The sequence below is a fragment of the Cellvibrio sp. genome (genome assembly GCF_039207905.1).
In the GTDB taxonomy this organism is placed as follows: Bacteria; Pseudomonadota; Gammaproteobacteria; order Pseudomonadales; family Cellvibrionaceae; genus Cellvibrio.
Genome location: NZ_JBCECX010000011.1, coordinates 118,371 through 133,409, shown reverse-complemented (window position 1 = coordinate 133,409; position 15,039 = coordinate 118,371). Strand labels below are relative to the sequence as shown.

The following is a 15,039-nucleotide window of genomic DNA, read 5'->3' as shown; positions in this document are numbered from 1 at the left end:
TGCCATGCGGCGCTGGAAAAATTACAGCAGGCCGTATTGCTTCAATTTTTTACGCAGTGTGCCACGGTTCAAACCCAACACTTGTGCAGCGCGAGTTTGGTTGTGACGGGTGTACTTCAATACGATTTCAAGCATCGGCGCTTCTACTTCGGCTTGAACCATTTCGTAAACATTGCTTACGTCCTGGCCATCGAGGTGTTTGAAATAATTTTCCATTGCTTGCTCTACGCAGCCGCGCAGCGATTGAGCTTGTACTGGTTGGTTTGGGCTTGCAGCTTGTGCTGGGGTTGATTCAGCAAAGAAAGTTGCGGTGTTCATGCGGCTTTTTCCTCTTTCGTAAGCAGCTGTTCAAAGAAATTTTGAATGCTGGTTTGTTGTTCTTCCGCGTTATCTATAGCGTTAAAGGTTTTGCGAAAAGCTTCGCTGCCTGGAACCGTTTGCAAATACCAACTCGCATGTTTGCGAGCGATACGCGGCCCCATAAACTCACCATAAAAACGGTATAGCTCACACAGATGGGTACATAAAATGTCTCTGACTTCGGTCAGGGACGGTTCGGGTAATTGCTCACCGGTACGCAGGTAATGCGCAATTTCCCGGAAGATCCAGGGGCGGCCTTGAGCGGCCCGTCCAATCATCACTGCAGCGGCACCCGTGTGATCCAACACGGTTTTGGCTTTGTGCGGTGAATCTATATCGCCATTGGCAAACACGGGAATCTTCACCGCATTCACTACGCTGGCGATGGTGTCGTACTCGGCCTGGCCCAAAAAGGCATCCGCGCGGGTGCGACCATGAAGAGCCAAGGCTTGTATGCCGGCGTCTTCGGCGATGCGTGCAATACGCACAGCATTGCGTTCTTCGGTGCTCCAGCCAGTGCGAAATTTCAGGGTGACAGGAATGTCCACTGAACTTACCACTGCCTGCAAAATCTCGGCGACCAGTTGTTCGTCTTTCAAGAGCGCAGAACCGGCGGCTTTTTTACACACTTTCTTGGCGGGGCAACCCATATTGATATCAATAATCTGGGCGCCGTTGGCGGCATTTAAGCGCGCTGCCTCAGCCATCATTTCCGGGTCACCACCGGCAATCTGCACGGCAATCGGTTCGGCTTCGCCGGTGTGATCCATTCTCAAGCTGCTTTTACGGCTATTCCACAATGCAGAGTCGGCGGTCAGCATTTCCGATATCACCAAGCCTGCATCCAGTGAACGGCATAATTGACGAAAAGGTCGATCAGTAACGCCTGCCATAGGGGCGAGAATGACCTGACTGTCGATGCAATAGGGGCCGATAGTAAACACGTGACTGGCTTGTAGTGACTGAATCGTTTAGTTGCGGTTGAGCCGAAAGTGCCGGTTTCACCTGGGTATTCCCGCGCCATTTTGGCCTTGGATGCCCTGCGTAAAAGGGTCGCCATAATACCCGTTTGGGCACTGGTTTGGAACGCAAAAAGCAGAAAAAATGGCGTTTTTTTGAGCGATAAAAACGCGTTTTTTAGTCGTTTTGGGTTGCAAAAAAAAGTGAATTGGGGCAGGTCTGAGGATAATCAGTGAATAATCGGGTTGTGCTGGGATTGAATTGGCGAGTGGATGACTGGCATTGCGCTTTGCAAGCCAGTCGGTAGTAAAGGGGATTGCCCTTAGCGGGGAATATCAATGTGGTAATTAACGGCATGAGGGCCGGGGTCAATCATGTCGAGGCTGATGTGCACTTTTTGGTTTTGCGGCATCAAATCCTGCCCCGCCACTTCACCACCCAAATACTCCTTGGGGGTAAAGCGGCGTGAGGCAACAGTTTTTTCATTGATATCGGTAAATACCAATATTAAATCCGGGTAGGGTTGCTCAAAGGGCGCGTTGTTGATGATCATCACATCAACTGCTAATGCGCCCGGAGTTTCGGGGATCTCGCGCACCACTAGATTGGAGGCGACTATGCGGCTGGTATCGACCAGTGTTGGTACCTGGCAGCCGATATAAGGGCAGAGAAACAAGTAGCCGGTGCGATAGGGTTCGGCACGGCTGAAGTAATCGAACTTGAACCAGCCGACCTGGACTATGAGTGCAATCAGGGCAAGTAAGCTCAGGCTTGGCCAAAGTTTGCGTTGATACCAGCGGCGCATGCGCTTTGCGGTGAACTCGATGGGTGCCGGAATGATGTTCATCAACAAGGCTGTGCGCGAGCCATCGTAAGCGCGGATTTTGGGCTGGGTTTTTACCTGACTTTTGGATGGGGTGTCGTCAGTATCGTTGCTCGGCATGTCGAAGAATGTTGGATCAAGCAGTGGTCCGGTGTTTTCTTGGGGCGCTGCTGGAGTGAAACCTTGATTGCTCGGGATTCGAGCCAGCTCATCGCTAATGACAAAATCATCAGTAGTTGTTTCGTCTTTTGCCGGTGCGGGTTTTTCTTCTGGTTCACCAACCAGACTGAACATGAGTCCTGGAGTCGGGGACGGAGTTGCGGGTGAGGGTGGTGAGTAACTCTGCTCGTCATCACGGATTTCAGTGTTAATGGCGTAGCTGTCTTTCAATTCTTCATCAGCGAGTTGTTCTTCGGTTTTGGGCTTGAGCACGCCGAGTTGCGGTGTGTCATCGTCTTCTTCATCGATCAGCATTTCTGCCCAGGATTCGTCCGCGTCATTGCTGGAATCTTTTTCCTCATCTTTGTCGCGGATTTTGCGCTCAAAGAGTGACACCTCTGACTTCGGTGTCATGTCGATATCCATAAAACTATCGAATTCGTAGCTCTTGTTGCCGTGTTCTTCCTTGTGGTCATCCATGTCATCGCTGATCAGGATGTCATCGGTGTGAGCAAGGGAGGATTTGTCGATGACCCGTACCACGGGTTTTGCTGGCTGAGGGCTGACAGCTTTTGTGACCGCTGCTGGTGCTGGCACATCAATACTGAGTGGCTTGATTGCACTTAGGATTGCGGGTTCGGTAAGGCTTGCCGGTTTGTTGGTTGTCGGCGCCGTTACCACTGCGGTCGGTGTTGGTGTTTTAGGGCTTGGTGCGCTGGTTGCTGCTGCATTTGCGCTTGTTTTGTTAGTCGGCGTATTAATCGATGCTGCTGGTTTAGTGGTTTCTGTTGGTGTGACTTTTTCTGCCGCTGCGGTGGTTACAGCAGGGGATATGCTGGCGGGCTGTTGGCTTGCGACCACGTATTCCTGTGCTTTGAATACATGCAAACAAGAACCGCAGCGCACCGCACCTTTGGCGGATTGCAGCTGGGTCGGCGTCACGCGAAATGCAGTCCCACACTTGGGGCAACGGGTGATGATTTGTTTGCTCGCAGAAGTCATTGTTTGTGTGCCTGGCGCATGAGGGCGGCTAAAGTCCCGATTACATTATTATCGATATCCGACAGTGTAACTTTAGGGAGACGTACGGTAAATTCCGGCGACAGCTGGTCAGCCTATTCTCCCTCGGCAATGCCAACTAGCTCACTTTTGTTGCCGTTAATCGCACCCATTCTTCCTGCTCTGCCACTGGGTCAAATATAAACCAGGGCTCATAGGCTGCCATAACGGATTTAGCCTGCACCGATAAAATCCCCGATAGGCACAGCTTACCGCCAATTTTGGTCATGGCGCTCAATGATGGAGCCAGCTCTGCCAGCGGGCCGGCGAGGATATTTGCCAGCATGACATCGACCTGAACTGGTGGACAGCGGGGCGGCAAATACACGGGCATGGCATCGGCCGGTAAATTATTGCGCTTGGCGTTTTCGGTGGTAGCGAGTAATGCCTGTGGGTCTATATCTACCCCGATTACTTTTTTGGCGCCGAGTAATAGTGTGGCTATGCCGAGAATGCCGGAGCCGCAGCCGTAATCCACAACTTCCAGTCCATCAAAGTTTTGCTGGTCGATCCATTGCATACACAAAAAGGTAGTCGGGTGGGTGCCGGTGCCAAACGCGAGGCCCGGGTCGAGCATCAGGTTTACTTTTTCCGGCTCGGGCGGCTCTTGCCAGCTGGGGCAAATCCACAGGCGTTCGCCGCAGCGAATCGCGTGGTAATTGCTCATCCATTCGCGTTCCCAATCTTTATCTTCCAGCTGCTCCCAATAATGTTCCGGGAGTGAATTGCCAAAGCGTCGCTCGGCAATCGCGATGGTTTTTGCAGTATCTATCTCTGCGTCAAACAACCCAGTGATTTTGACGTTGTCCCACAGCGGAGTCTCGCCTAAACCGGGTTCAAGAATGGGTTGGTCTGCATTGTCTTGCAGGGTGACGGATGCAGCACCACAGGCGAGCAGTGAATCTTCAAGTGATTCGGCGTAGCGGCGCGGAGTAACAATTTTGAGTTGCAGCCAAGGCATAGATAAATTCTGCTGTTGGTGAAAATTAGATAGCGATAAATGTAAAAGGGCGCGATAAATATCGCGCCCTTCTGGTCAAGTTGGTTGAGGCTACTCAGCCAATTTCTTTTCCAGATAGTGGATGTTCACACCACCTTTGCGGAATTCGCTATCGCGCACCAACATTTGTTGCAGTGGGATATTGGTGCGAATGCCATCAACAATGGTTTCATCCAGCGCGTTGCGCATACGGTTCAGGGCGATCTCGCGAGTATCACCGTAGGTGATAATTTTTGCGATCATTGAATCGTAATTGGGCGGAACTGTGTAGCCATTATACAAGTGTGAATCCACACGCACACCCAAACCGCCGGGAGCATGGAAACCTTTTACCAAGCCAGGGCAGGGCATAAAGGTTTTTGGATCTTCAGCGTTGATACGGCATTCAAAAGAATGGCCGCGAATCACTACGTCAGATTGCTTGATTGATAACGGCAAACCGGAGCAAACGCGAATTTGTTCTTTGATCAAATCGATGCCGGTCACCATTTCTGATACCGGATGCTCAACCTGGATACGGGTGTTCATCTCGATGAAATAGAAGCGGCCATCTTCGTACAAAAACTCAAATGTACCAGCGCCTTTGTATTTGATATCGATACAGGCTTTTACGCAGGCAGCATAAGTTGCTTCACGCACGTCTTGTGGAATTCCCGGTGCCGGTGCTTCTTCCAAAACTTTTTGGTGACGGCGTTGCAGTGAGCAATCGCGGTCGCCCAAATGAATTGCATGGCCTTGACCGTCGGAAAGAATTTGCACTTCCACGTGACGTGGGTTTTGCAGGAATTTTTCCATGTATACAGTGCCATCACCGAAGGCCGCTTTTGCTTCGCCTTGAGTGACGTGGATGGAGTTGATCAATGCAGCTTCGGTATGCACTACACGCATACCGCGACCACCACCACCGGCGGCAGCTTTGATAATAATCGGGTAACCGATGCGCTTGGCAATTCTATGGCACTCTGCTTCGTCTTCGGGCAGTGGGCCATCTGAACCGGGAACGGTAGGAACGCCGGCTTTTTTCATCGCCTTAATAGCTTCTACTTTGTCGCCCATCATGCGGATTACATCCGGGTCCGGACCGATAAAAGTAAAGCCACTTTTTTGCACGCGTTCAGCAAAGTCAGCATTTTCAGCGAGGAAACCGTAACCCGGGTGAACTGCTTGGGCATCGGTAATTTCCATGGCGGCGATAATCGCCGGCACATTCAAATAACTTTTTGGCGATGGATTTGGGCCAATACACACAGATTCATCGGCCAGGCGCACGTGTTTCAAATCGCGGTCAATTTGCGAGTGGACAGCAACGGTCTTGATGCCCAGCTCCTTACAGGCGCGCAGTACGCGCAGTGCGATTTCGCCACGGTTGGCGATCAAAATTTTATCGAACATAAACCAGTTCCTCAGCGTTTAGCGATTGGGCTGCCGCATGCGGCAACCGCAACGGATGATTAAGCAATGGTCACTAAAGGCTGATCAAATTCAACTGGGTTGCCATCTTCCACCAAAATGGCTTCGATAACGCCAGACTTATCGGCTTCAATCTGGTTCATCATTTTCATCGCTTCGATGATGCAGATTACATCGCCGGCTTTAACGTGTTTGCCAACTTCGATAAATGAAGGTGAGCCTGGGCTTGGTGAGCGATAGAAAGTGCCGACCATGGGCGATTTAACAATGTGGCCAGAGGTAATTGGTGCGGCTGCGGCAGCAGCTACAGGAGCGGCGGCCGGTGCGGCAGCTGGCGCCGCTGCTACTGGTGCTGCGTAAGCAGCTGGTGCAGGAGCGTTAAAATATTGGGTGGTGCCACTGTTACGTGCGATACGAACAGATTCTTCGCCTTCTTTGATTTCCAGTTCGCCGATGTTGGATTCTTCCAACAGCTCGATCAGTTTTTTAATTTTGCGAATATCCATGGTGTCCTCTCTGGCAACAAGGTGATGGTTGGTTTTGGCTTAATACCAAATATTAAAAAATCATTAACTACTTGATCAATTTGAACGCAGCCTGCAGTGCCAGTTCATAACTGGCAGCGCCAAAGCCGCAGATGACGCCTTGGGCGACATCAGAAAAAAAGGAGTGGTGACGGAACGCTTCGCGTTTGTGCACGTTGGATAAATGCACTTCGATAAACGGAATATCGACGCCGAGCAATGCATCGCGCAGTGCGACACTGGTGTGAGTGAAAGCGGCTGGGTTGATGATGATGAAATCTATCCCTTCTTTGCTTGCATCATGAATACGGTCAATCAATTCATATTCAGCGTTGCTTTGCAGGGTTTGCAGATGGTGACCGGCGGCGGTAGCAGTTTGGGTCAGGGTACGGTTGATATCATCAAGCGTAGTTGCACCATAGATGCCTGGTTCGCGCAGCCCTAATAAATTCAGGTTAGGGCCGTGAAGTACCAAAATGGATGCCATTAACAGTGATCCTGCGGTGATTTTCTGGTTTTATGCTGAGACCTGCAGCGAAAGGCCAAGTTCAGCTTGCCGGGATTTCAAAGTGTGGGGGAGTTTGCCGCAAAAAACCGGATCTGTCCACGTTAGCAGCGAAATTTTGTTCAGATGGCAGAAAATGCCTGCATGATTGCAGAAGTTAGTCGAAGAGGTATTAAAAATAAGGCTGCAAATAGCTATTTTGTTCGATTATCCCGGCATCTTGCCCTCATGTTAGCGACAAGATGCGGGAAGTTGTGCAAACGTGTTGCTAAAATACCTTATCGTCTTCGATAAGTGGAAACTTAGAGGCTTTTTTCGCCCTTTAATGTTTTGATAATCAGGTCTTGGGTCAGCAATTGCGGTAAAATTATCGCTTTCCCACTGCTATTGGCTGGGAACCAGAGGTATAAAGGTACACCGCTGCGACCATATTCTTGCAGAAGTTCGGTGATTTTCGGGTCAGTATTCGTCCAATCGCCCTTAATTGTCGCCACATTAAGTTCATCAAAGGTGTGTTCTACTGCTTCGGTATGCAGGGCGATCTTCTCATTCGCAAGGCAGGTCAGGCACCAATCTGCCGTCAAATTAACAAACACCGGACGACCTTCGGCGCGCAGCGAGCTTACCAATTCCGGGCTGTAGGCCTGCCAACGATCTGATGCTGCTGCTTGCTGCTCACGATTTTCAGCCCCTTGCCATACCAATAAAATGGCTAGTATCCAACTCGCGGCAATACTCACTCTGCGCACTAACTGCCAGAAACCTTTAGCCTCACGGCCCAACAACCAGCATCCGAATGCGATGGCAACTGCACCGGCGCACAGCATTGCCATACCGCTAACACCGGTTTGGCGACCAAATACCCACAGCAGCCAGATAGCACTCAGATAAAGTGGGAAGGCAAGGAATTGTTTGAGGTTGTCCATCCATGCGCCCGGTTTCGGTAAGCGCGCAGCCAATGCAGGCAAATAACAAAGTAGTAGTAAAGGTAATGCCATACCGAAACCCAACGCCGCAAATACGGCGATGCAGGCAATTGCCGGTTGAGTCAGTGCGAATCCTAACGCGGCTCCCATAAATGGTGCGGTGCAAGGGCTGGCGACAACGGCGGCTAATACACCGGTAAAGAATGACCCGCTTAATCCGGATTTCTCTGTAAGGCCTTGTCCCGCGCCCATCAAGCTGGTGCCAAAGTGAATCAGGCCGGACATGCTCAATCCCATCACAAAAAACAGGTAGGCGAGTGCGGCTATCAAGCCTGGTGACTGCAATTGAAAGCCCCAGCCGATGGCTTCTCCGCCTGCGCGGGCAAGCAGGAGTGCGACCGCAAAACCAACAAAGCACACCACGATCCCGAGTGTATAAACCCAACCGTGCAGCGCGAGGCGGGAGCGGTCGGCCGCAGCAAGGCTCATCACTTTAATGGACAGCACGGGGAACACGCAGGGCATTAAGTTGAGAATTATCCCGCCCAATAGCGCAAACAAAATGGCCTGTAATATCCAGCCTGAATCAGGTTCCGCTGGTACATTTTGTTGGATGGGAGCGGAAGTGGTTATTGGTGATTGTGCCGGAGTTGCTGTAGGTGTTTGTTCAATAACGGAGGCGCTGGCCGGATCAATGGCAAGCGTCAGTTTTTGCGGCGGGTAACAAAGGCCGGCATCGGCGCACCCTTGATACTCCAATTTCAGGTTGAATGGTTTGGCGATTCCGGATAAATCAAAACTGGCTGTTACCTCATGGTAGTGCACCATGGTTTCGCGTTCGAACAGCTCATCATATTTCATCTTTCCCAGTGTGTAGTTGGGAGTGATCTGAATGCCTTCGTCGGGGCGGAACTTGAAACGCTCTTCATATAAATAGTAAGCATCAGCAATCTGCCAGTGCAGCACCAGCTTGCCCTGTTCAATGGTGTAGCTGGGTTTGAATGCCTCGGCGACGGGTAAAAACTCATCCTGCCCGGAAAGTAGATTGGAGTTCAGGGTGCTATTGCTCTTGGCAAAAGGGTCTGCTTTTGGTGTTAGCAGGTCATCTGCAAAGCAGGTAGGGGCAAGCAATAGCGATAACAAAAGCAGTTTCACGCTGAGCGATAACAAAGGCAGGCTGCGCATGGCGATTAGTGTTTCCCGATCCAGATATAAAATGTTCGTGCCTCGGCAAAATGCGCCCGGCAACAGGTGCCCGATGAGGCGACTTACAGTAACATACGTCGCTTCGTAGACAACCGGCAATGAACATCATTCTACCTGATGTATCTTTTTTCTTTCGCGGTAGCCGGTCAACTCATCAATGTGAAGGGCGTTGTTGTTCCTTCATCCAGTTTAAGAGAAAAGGTTTTATGGTTAATTTTGTTAGCCGCGTCGGTGTAGTGGTTGGTCTGGCCTGCGCACTGAGTGCTTGTCAGGCTCCATTTTTTGCCAATCAGAAAAAAGAACCCACCCCGCCACCGGCGCCGGTAGTGCAGCCCAAGCCAGTGGTGCAGGATTCACAAGCCGTGCGATTACTGATCCTTAACGGTGAATACACCTTGGCAAAAGACCAGTTGCTGACACCGGCTAATGACAATGCGTACGATTATTTCCGCGCGGCGTTAAAGCTCAATCCCGAAAGTAGTCGAGCCAAAGGGGGATTGCAGGGAATTGTAATGCGCTATGTCGATCTCGCTCGCCAAGCGGCTGCACGTGGCAATTATCCGCAAGCGACTACCATGCTCAACAATGCGCGTATTGTTGATCCCGCCAACCTGCTTATTAAAGAAGTGTCGGACGGTCTGGCTGCGCAAATTAAATTAGCTCCGCCAGTAGAGCCCTATCGTGGTGGTTCTAATGAGTTTTTGTTGGAAGCAAGTTTGCTCGGTAAAGATGATCCCAAAATCCTTGCGCGAATTGCCGAGATCGCCCAAAAGCTGAAATCTACCAATAACCTTGCAATTATTATTGCCCGCACTGATGGAGAAGGTCGCTGGATTTACCAAAAGCTGCGCGATGCAGTTCCAGACTACCGCGTGCGTGGCGATATTAAATTAGGCGGTCCACCGCGCGTGCAGTTAGTGCCTGTTGCACAATAAAGTGTGATTTGAAAAACGGCGCAATATGCGCCGTTTTATTTTTGCGGTGGTAATTGCAATGGTGCCGGTTGGCGGGGCGCTTGCTCCAATGAGGAATCAAAGCAAGCCCAATCTGGCGCACTTTCTGTCCAAATATTGGCAGAAGGTTTAACCGAGGAGGGATTTTCCAATGTGCCCACTCGCACAACAGTAAACAAAGGGCGCGCAGAAGAATTGGCAAATAAGTGCGACCCGCACTCTGAGCAAAATCTCCGCAACACCGAGCTTCCACTATCTGCGGTTTTGGTGAAGCCACTTAATTTACCAGTGATAGTTAGCTCTTCCGACGGCACGATAATATTAACCGTCCCATTCGACGCAATATGCTGGCAATCCCGACACCAACAAACTCGCGTCGCAACAGGCTCAGCCGTAATTTCATATTTCACTGCACCACAGAGGCAATTGCCTTTTCTTGTTTCCATTTTGTTTGTCTGATTGGTATGTTGTCTGAGGAATGTACTCAGCTACAGTTCAAAGGGCAAGAATCCTTTGATGCTTAATTTCTGCCTCTTTCTATGGGCATTTGTTATCCTTTTGTTCCCTCGTTTCTATTAAGTCTGTTTATGCGATTTATCTATACCATCATTTTTTATTGTTTGCTGCCATTTGTATTGGTTCGTCTGCTGTGGCGGTCTGTTGCTGCTCCTGCTTATGCGAAGCGTTGGGCGGAGCGGTTTGGTTTTTTTCCGAAGCTGGTTACTACTAAAAAAGTAGTGTGGTTGCATACGGTGTCTGTGGGGGAGTTTCTGGCGGCGTTGCCGATGATTCGGAGGCTGATGGCGGATGAGGGTTTGCAGTTGGTGATTACTACCACTACGCCAACGGGATCTGAGCGTGTTCGCGCTACTTTGGGGGATTCCGTTTTCCATGTTTATGCACCCTATGATTTGCCTGATGCGCTTGCGCGGTTCATCAAGCGAGTTAAACCTTCGCTTTATTTAGTGATGGAAACGGAGTTATGGCCAAATACATTGGCGGCATGTGCGCGGAAAAATATTCCGGCGATATTGGTTAATGGGCGGTTATCTGAAAAGTCTGCACGTGGTTATGCGCGGTTTGCAGCGCTAACTAAACCTATGTTGCAAAATTTGTCATGTGCTGCAATCCAGAACTCAACAGATGCTGCGCGATTTATCGCGTTGGGATTGCCGGAGCAAAAAGCGATAGTGACTGGCAATATTAAATTCGATTTGAGTTTAAGTGACGATCTGCGTAATCAGGCAGCCTTGCTAAAAAGTCAGCTATCAAATGATGGTCAGCGATTGGTGTTGATTGCGGCCAGTACTCATCAGGGTGAGGATGAAATTATTCTTGATGCATTTGCGCAGGTTCGTGCAAGTGAAAGCTCAGCAGCAAAATCTGCTGTTCTGATTTTGGTGCCGCGCCATCCAGAACGGTTTGATCGTGTGGGGCAGTTGTGCAGTAGCAAAGGCTTTTCTGTGGCACGGCGTAGTGAGCGCAACTGGGATTTGCAAAACGATATTCTGCTCGGTAACACCATGGGCGAATTGATGTTGATGTTTGGTGCGAGTGATATCGCATTTGTCGGTGGCAGTTTGGTACCTAATGGCGGGCACAATTTTATCGAGCCAGCGGCTTGGGGCTTGCCATTACTCAGTGGGCCGCATTTATTTAATTTCGCTGAGGTCGCACGTTTGCTTGGCGATGCGGGAGCCTTAACAACAGTGAATTCTGCACCAGCACTTGCGGATGAGTTTATTCGTTTGCTTGTTGATGAATCGAGCAGGTCTTCAGTGGGTGGAGCTGCACTGCAAGTTGCTTTGGATAATCGAGGAGCATTAGATAAAACCCTGGTGGTGATAAAAAAATACCTGGAGTAGTTCTTTAAGCTATTTAATGGTGAACGCGAAAATAAAAACGCCGGATTTTCAGTTGATGAAAATCCGGCGTTTTTGTTACTAAGGATTAATAGTTAGTGATGCCTGAGCTGGTGCAGCTTGCCCATTTGCCAATGCAAATACTGCCTGCATTTTTTAAGCGGCTATTAGTAATTTTTGCGGTACTGGTAGAGCTATCAGTACGGAAAATTCCTTCGCCCATATTGGAAATTTGGCAGCGATCAACATTCACCGCAATCTTGAATGTAGTACCACCGTTCTGACGCAGGAATTTACCCATGTCGTCGACGATACAGTTGGAAACATTCAAGGTTGATGCCGCGTTAACCTGGATAAATTTATCCGAGCCTGCGTAACCTGAAATGTTTTTCACGTTTACTGTGCCGGAAGATTTAATGGTCATCGCATCTTCACCCACATTGGTCCAGCGAATGTTGTCAATGTTGCCGCCGTTGTAAAAGTGAATACCATCGGCCGCGTTATTTCCCAGCACAACGTTTTTCAATGTTGCTCCATTCTCTACGCGGAATACCGGTTTTTGTCCTTCACTTTGGCTGCCGCTACCTAATGCGCTGGTTGCGTTAAATACTTTGCAGCCACCATCGTAAGTGCCGCTAGAAACAATAATTGTTGAGCTTACGTTTACTGTAGTTCCGCCAGATCCACAAGTTGCACCGGTGATGCTACCTGAGTTGCCACCGCCACTACTGCTGTTACTGCCTGACGATGATGTGGATGGTGATGATGAAGTAGTACCACCCGATCCGGATTTGGGAATTGAACATTCTTTTACTGATTTGGATGGATTTGGATCTGAACCAAAAGTGGCAACCGAGCAAGAAAAACTGCCGCTTAGGATTTTATAAACAAATTTATCAGCAGCGCCAAATGCAACATTGGTTGAGCCGCTGACTGAACAGGTTTGCCCAGTTTTACAGATTGTAGTGTATCCGTCTGGGCGGTTAGAGGCAGAAAATGCGCTGGCAGCGCAGCCGAGTAAAGCAGTAGTAACAAGGATTTTTTTTAGCATGATTTCAATCTCGTCAGTTATTGGGAATAAATGAACGGATTGACCGAATAATGGCGCCTGCTAAATTCAGGGGAGTTACAGCTTTCCAGAGAAATAAGGGCAGACTATTTATTGTTATTAGGTGCTCTTGATACGGCGAAAAGCGAGATGACTATACTGTTGTTTATTGAGCATGAAAATTCATTTACATGACAAATAAAAATTTTGTGAAAAGTTTTGCGTTCATTTATTGATCGGTGTGCCATTTTTACTGAAATTTTTTATCCATAAAAAATGCCGGACTAAATAGCCCGGCATTTTTGTTGAAAACAGAATTTTAAAAATTAGTTTTCGTATTTGCTGCGACTTACCAATGCATCGTCCAACAACCACTTATCAATTTCTTGCACGTCAGCTGGTGTCAGCATGCCGGCAACTTCACGTAGTTTGATTGTGTCGATAACGTAATCGAACAGTGCATCAGAATAGTTGCGACGCGCTTGATAGAGGTTACGTTGCGCCAACAATACTTCTACCAGATTGCGTGTACCTACTTCATAACCTGACTGGGTTGCTTCCAACGCAGATTGGTTAGACACGATTGCCTGCTTACGCGCTTGTACGCCAGCAACATCAGTTTCTACTGAAAGGTGCAGGGTACGTGCGCTTTGGATAACACTGCGTTGGGTACTGTTATACAGCTCTTGAGCTTGAGTGTAGAACGCGTAAGCCTGACGGCTGCGACCGGTGGTTGCACCGCCACTGAAAATAGGTACGTTCAAACGCACGCTAGCAGTGGTGCCGTCAGATGTGGTGTCGCTCAACAAATCAGAGCGGGTACCATCTGCATCAGTATCCGCGTAGCTGATAGATGCTCCCAAGGTTGGCAGGTGGCCAGACTTGGTTGCTCTGGCGCTTTGCAGTGCTGCATCAGCTTCCAGTTTTGAGGCTTTGAGGCCGTAGTTGTTTTTAAGCGCGAACTCTACCCAATCAGCGCGGTTAGCTGGTGCAGGTGCAACAACAGGGAATTGTGCTGACAATGGTGCAACCTGATCTTCTGCTTTACCGGTCAATACTTCCAGTGCTTCGTAAGTGATTCCCAAAGTACCGCGTGCTTCCAGAGTTGCTGCGCGTGCGCTGTCGAATGCGGCTTGAGCTTCGTGAACTTCAGTAATTGCAGTTAAACCCACTTCAAAACGCTGTTTGGTTTGCTCAAGTTGCTTGGCGAGGGCTTTTTCCTCGGCAATGGTTGCTTCCAGAGTTTCAATTGAGCGCAGTACGTTGAAGTAAGCTTCTGCAACACGCACGATCAGGCTTTGTTGATCAGCGCCAAATTGCGCCTCTGCTTGTTCGCTCAGTTTCACGCCTTGCTTGTAGGTGTACCAAGCAGCCATATTAAACAGTGGTTGTTCAAGAGAGATGTCCCAACCTTTAGCATCGTAGTCGTCTTTGGTGGTGCTGTTGGTCAGGTTGTTGGTGCTTTCGTTGTCGTATTGGGTTACGTGAGCACTGGCGTTGATTTGTGGCAACAGGCCTGCGCGATTGATCGTTTTGCTTGCCTGGCCAGCTTCATATTTAGCTTGATCGGCTTTTAATTGGGCATCGTTTTTCAATGCCAGCTCGTACACATCCAGCAGGCTATTGGCACTGGCAGTAAGTGGAGCAAGAGAGAATAGGCTGACGAGCAGGTAAAGCTTGGTCTTTTTCATAGAGGTTTCCAAAAGTCCAGAGTTGAGAATTCCAGTTCTACACCAGTAATAACCATACATCTGGTGTGTGTTAGCCGGATCGGCCATAAGCATTTGTACGAATGGCGTGGAGTGTAGCCGCTTGCTGCCTTGTGGTCGAGAAGTGCGCGGAGGTTCACCAGTTAAAAAGGGTAAAACGCGCCGCTTTCAGAGTGAAGTTACAAATGTAAGCTTCACCTTGCGTTTACTTATCTATACCCGAAGAACCCACATTTCTATCGATCTTCCGGCAGTTTCAAGTCGTTAGACGCCGCTACACATAATATAGATTCAGTTGTCACAAAAATGTCAGTGTAGGTGGGTATAAACGGCGGTAGGCGAAAATCTCTTTCTTTACTCTCCATCCCAACTCCAATAGACTGCCATTTTTCTTGTCGGGGTGCTTCTCCACTTGGTTACAAGTGATGAGGCTGAGACATACCCGTCGACCTGATCCGGTTAGTACCGGCGTAGGGAACGAGAGCCTCAGTATATGCCTATGGCATCCTCTCCTGTTCCGCGCCTTTTTTTTGCG

13 protein-coding genes and 1 riboswitch are annotated in these 15,039 nt (G+C 49.3%); of the genes, 2 read left to right on the top strand and 11 right to left on the bottom strand.

The features are described 5' to 3' along the window. Positions 1-21 precede the first annotated feature (21 nt). The 8 genes from fis to AAGC78_RS08835 form a co-directional block, all read right to left on the bottom strand. Positions 22-318: a DNA-binding transcriptional regulator Fis gene (gene fis / locus AAGC78_RS08870; RefSeq protein ID WP_435783704.1), complete on the bottom strand. Its 297-nt coding sequence runs from the start codon at positions 316-318 to the stop codon at positions 22-24. Then, positions 315-1,304, bottom strand: coding sequence for a tRNA dihydrouridine synthase DusB (gene dusB / locus AAGC78_RS08865; RefSeq protein WP_435783703.1), 990 nt, complete (start codon positions 1,302-1,304; stop codon positions 315-317). The genes fis and dusB overlap by 4 nt, the downstream gene beginning before the upstream one ends. Before the next feature lie 338 nt (positions 1,305-1,642). Continuing rightward, positions 1,643-3,304, bottom strand: a complete 1,662-nt coding sequence (locus AAGC78_RS08860; RefSeq protein WP_435783702.1) for a DUF3426 domain-containing protein — start codon at positions 3,302-3,304, stop codon at positions 1,643-1,645. A 136-nt stretch (positions 3,305-3,440) separates the two neighbouring features. Further along, complete coding sequence (prmA, locus tag AAGC78_RS08855; protein ID WP_435783701.1) at positions 3,441-4,322, bottom strand: 50S ribosomal protein L11 methyltransferase; 882 nt, start codon at positions 4,320-4,322, stop codon at positions 3,441-3,443. A 90-nt stretch (positions 4,323-4,412) separates the two neighbouring features. After that, positions 4,413-5,753 (bottom strand): acetyl-CoA carboxylase biotin carboxylase subunit, encoded by a 1,341-nt coding sequence (accC, locus tag AAGC78_RS08850; RefSeq protein WP_435783700.1) that lies wholly within the window; start codon positions 5,751-5,753, stop codon positions 4,413-4,415. A 59-nt stretch (positions 5,754-5,812) separates the two neighbouring features. Further along, positions 5,813-6,277, bottom strand: coding sequence for an acetyl-CoA carboxylase biotin carboxyl carrier protein (accB, locus tag AAGC78_RS08845; RefSeq protein ID WP_435783699.1), 465 nt, complete (start codon positions 6,275-6,277; stop codon positions 5,813-5,815). 67 nt (positions 6,278-6,344) lie between these two features. Then, positions 6,345-6,782: a type II 3-dehydroquinate dehydratase gene (aroQ, locus tag AAGC78_RS08840; protein ID WP_435783698.1), complete on the bottom strand. Its 438-nt coding sequence runs from the start codon at positions 6,780-6,782 to the stop codon at positions 6,345-6,347. Positions 6,783-7,102: 320 nt separating this feature from the next. Then, positions 7,103-8,911 (bottom strand): protein-disulfide reductase DsbD family protein, encoded by a 1,809-nt coding sequence (locus tag AAGC78_RS08835; RefSeq protein ID WP_435783697.1) that lies wholly within the window; start codon positions 8,909-8,911, stop codon positions 7,103-7,105. A 227-nt stretch (positions 8,912-9,138) separates the two neighbouring features. Between AAGC78_RS08835 and AAGC78_RS08830 the strand changes: the two genes are divergently transcribed. Further along, positions 9,139-9,867, top strand: a complete 729-nt coding sequence (locus tag AAGC78_RS08830) for a hypothetical protein (protein ID WP_435783696.1) — start codon at positions 9,139-9,141, stop codon at positions 9,865-9,867. Between the two features lie 35 nt (positions 9,868-9,902). On the opposite strand, the gene AAGC78_RS08825 is transcribed toward AAGC78_RS08830, so the two are convergent. Then, a complete protein-coding gene (locus AAGC78_RS08825; RefSeq protein ID WP_435783695.1) occupies positions 9,903-10,331 on the bottom strand; it encodes a GFA family protein in 429 nt (142 codons plus the stop codon). A gap of 141 nt (positions 10,332-10,472) precedes the next feature. On the opposite strand from AAGC78_RS08825, the gene waaA reads away from it, so the two are divergent. Next, positions 10,473-11,750 (top strand): lipid IV(A) 3-deoxy-D-manno-octulosonic acid transferase, encoded by a 1,278-nt coding sequence (waaA, locus tag AAGC78_RS08820; RefSeq protein WP_435783694.1) that lies wholly within the window; start codon positions 10,473-10,475, stop codon positions 11,748-11,750. 85 nt (positions 11,751-11,835) lie between these two features. Here waaA and AAGC78_RS08815 read toward each other — a convergent pair whose 3' ends face one another. Beyond that, complete coding sequence (locus AAGC78_RS08815; RefSeq protein ID WP_435783693.1) at positions 11,836-12,798, bottom strand: pectate lyase; 963 nt, start codon at positions 12,796-12,798, stop codon at positions 11,836-11,838. 323 nt (positions 12,799-13,121) lie between these two features. Beyond that, positions 13,122-14,486 (bottom strand): TolC family outer membrane protein, encoded by a 1,365-nt coding sequence (locus tag AAGC78_RS08810; RefSeq protein ID WP_435783692.1) that lies wholly within the window; start codon positions 14,484-14,486, stop codon positions 13,122-13,124. Between the two features lie 404 nt (positions 14,487-14,890). After that, positions 14,891-14,998, top strand: a riboswitch (TPP riboswitch). Positions 14,999-15,039: the final 41 nt, after the last annotated feature.

Bases quoted from the DNA above. Each gene is read 5' to 3' on its own strand.
- fis (WP_435783704.1), bottom strand. From the start codon at position 318: ATGAACACCGCAACTTTCTTTGCTGAATCAACCCCAGCACAAGCTGCA.
- AAGC78_RS08860 (WP_435783702.1), bottom strand. From the start codon at position 3,304: ATGACTTCTGCGAGCAAACAAATCATCACCCGTTGCCCCAAGTGTGGG.
- prmA (WP_435783701.1), bottom strand. From the start codon at position 4,322: ATGCCTTGGCTGCAACTCAAAATTGTTACTCCGCGCCGCTACGCCGAA.
- accC (WP_435783700.1), bottom strand. From the start codon at position 5,753: ATGTTCGATAAAATTTTGATCGCCAACCGTGGCGAAATCGCACTGCGC.
- accB (WP_435783699.1), bottom strand. From the start codon at position 6,277: ATGGATATTCGCAAAATTAAAAAACTGATCGAGCTGTTGGAAGAATCC.
- aroQ (WP_435783698.1), bottom strand. From the start codon at position 6,782: ATGGCATCCATTTTGGTACTTCACGGCCCTAACCTGAATTTATTAGGG.
- AAGC78_RS08835 (WP_435783697.1), bottom strand. From the start codon at position 8,911: ATGCGCAGCCTGCCTTTGTTATCGCTCAGCGTGAAACTGCTTTTGTTA.
- AAGC78_RS08830 (WP_435783696.1), top strand. From the start codon at position 9,139: ATGGTTAATTTTGTTAGCCGCGTCGGTGTAGTGGTTGGTCTGGCCTGC.
- AAGC78_RS08825 (WP_435783695.1), bottom strand. From the start codon at position 10,331: ATGGAAACAAGAAAAGGCAATTGCCTCTGTGGTGCAGTGAAATATGAA.
- waaA (WP_435783694.1), top strand. From the start codon at position 10,473: ATGCGATTTATCTATACCATCATTTTTTATTGTTTGCTGCCATTTGTA.
- AAGC78_RS08815 (WP_435783693.1), bottom strand. From the start codon at position 12,798: ATGCTAAAAAAAATCCTTGTTACTACTGCTTTACTCGGCTGCGCTGCC.
- AAGC78_RS08810 (WP_435783692.1), bottom strand. From the start codon at position 14,486: ATGAAAAAGACCAAGCTTTACCTGCTCGTCAGCCTATTCTCTCTTGCT.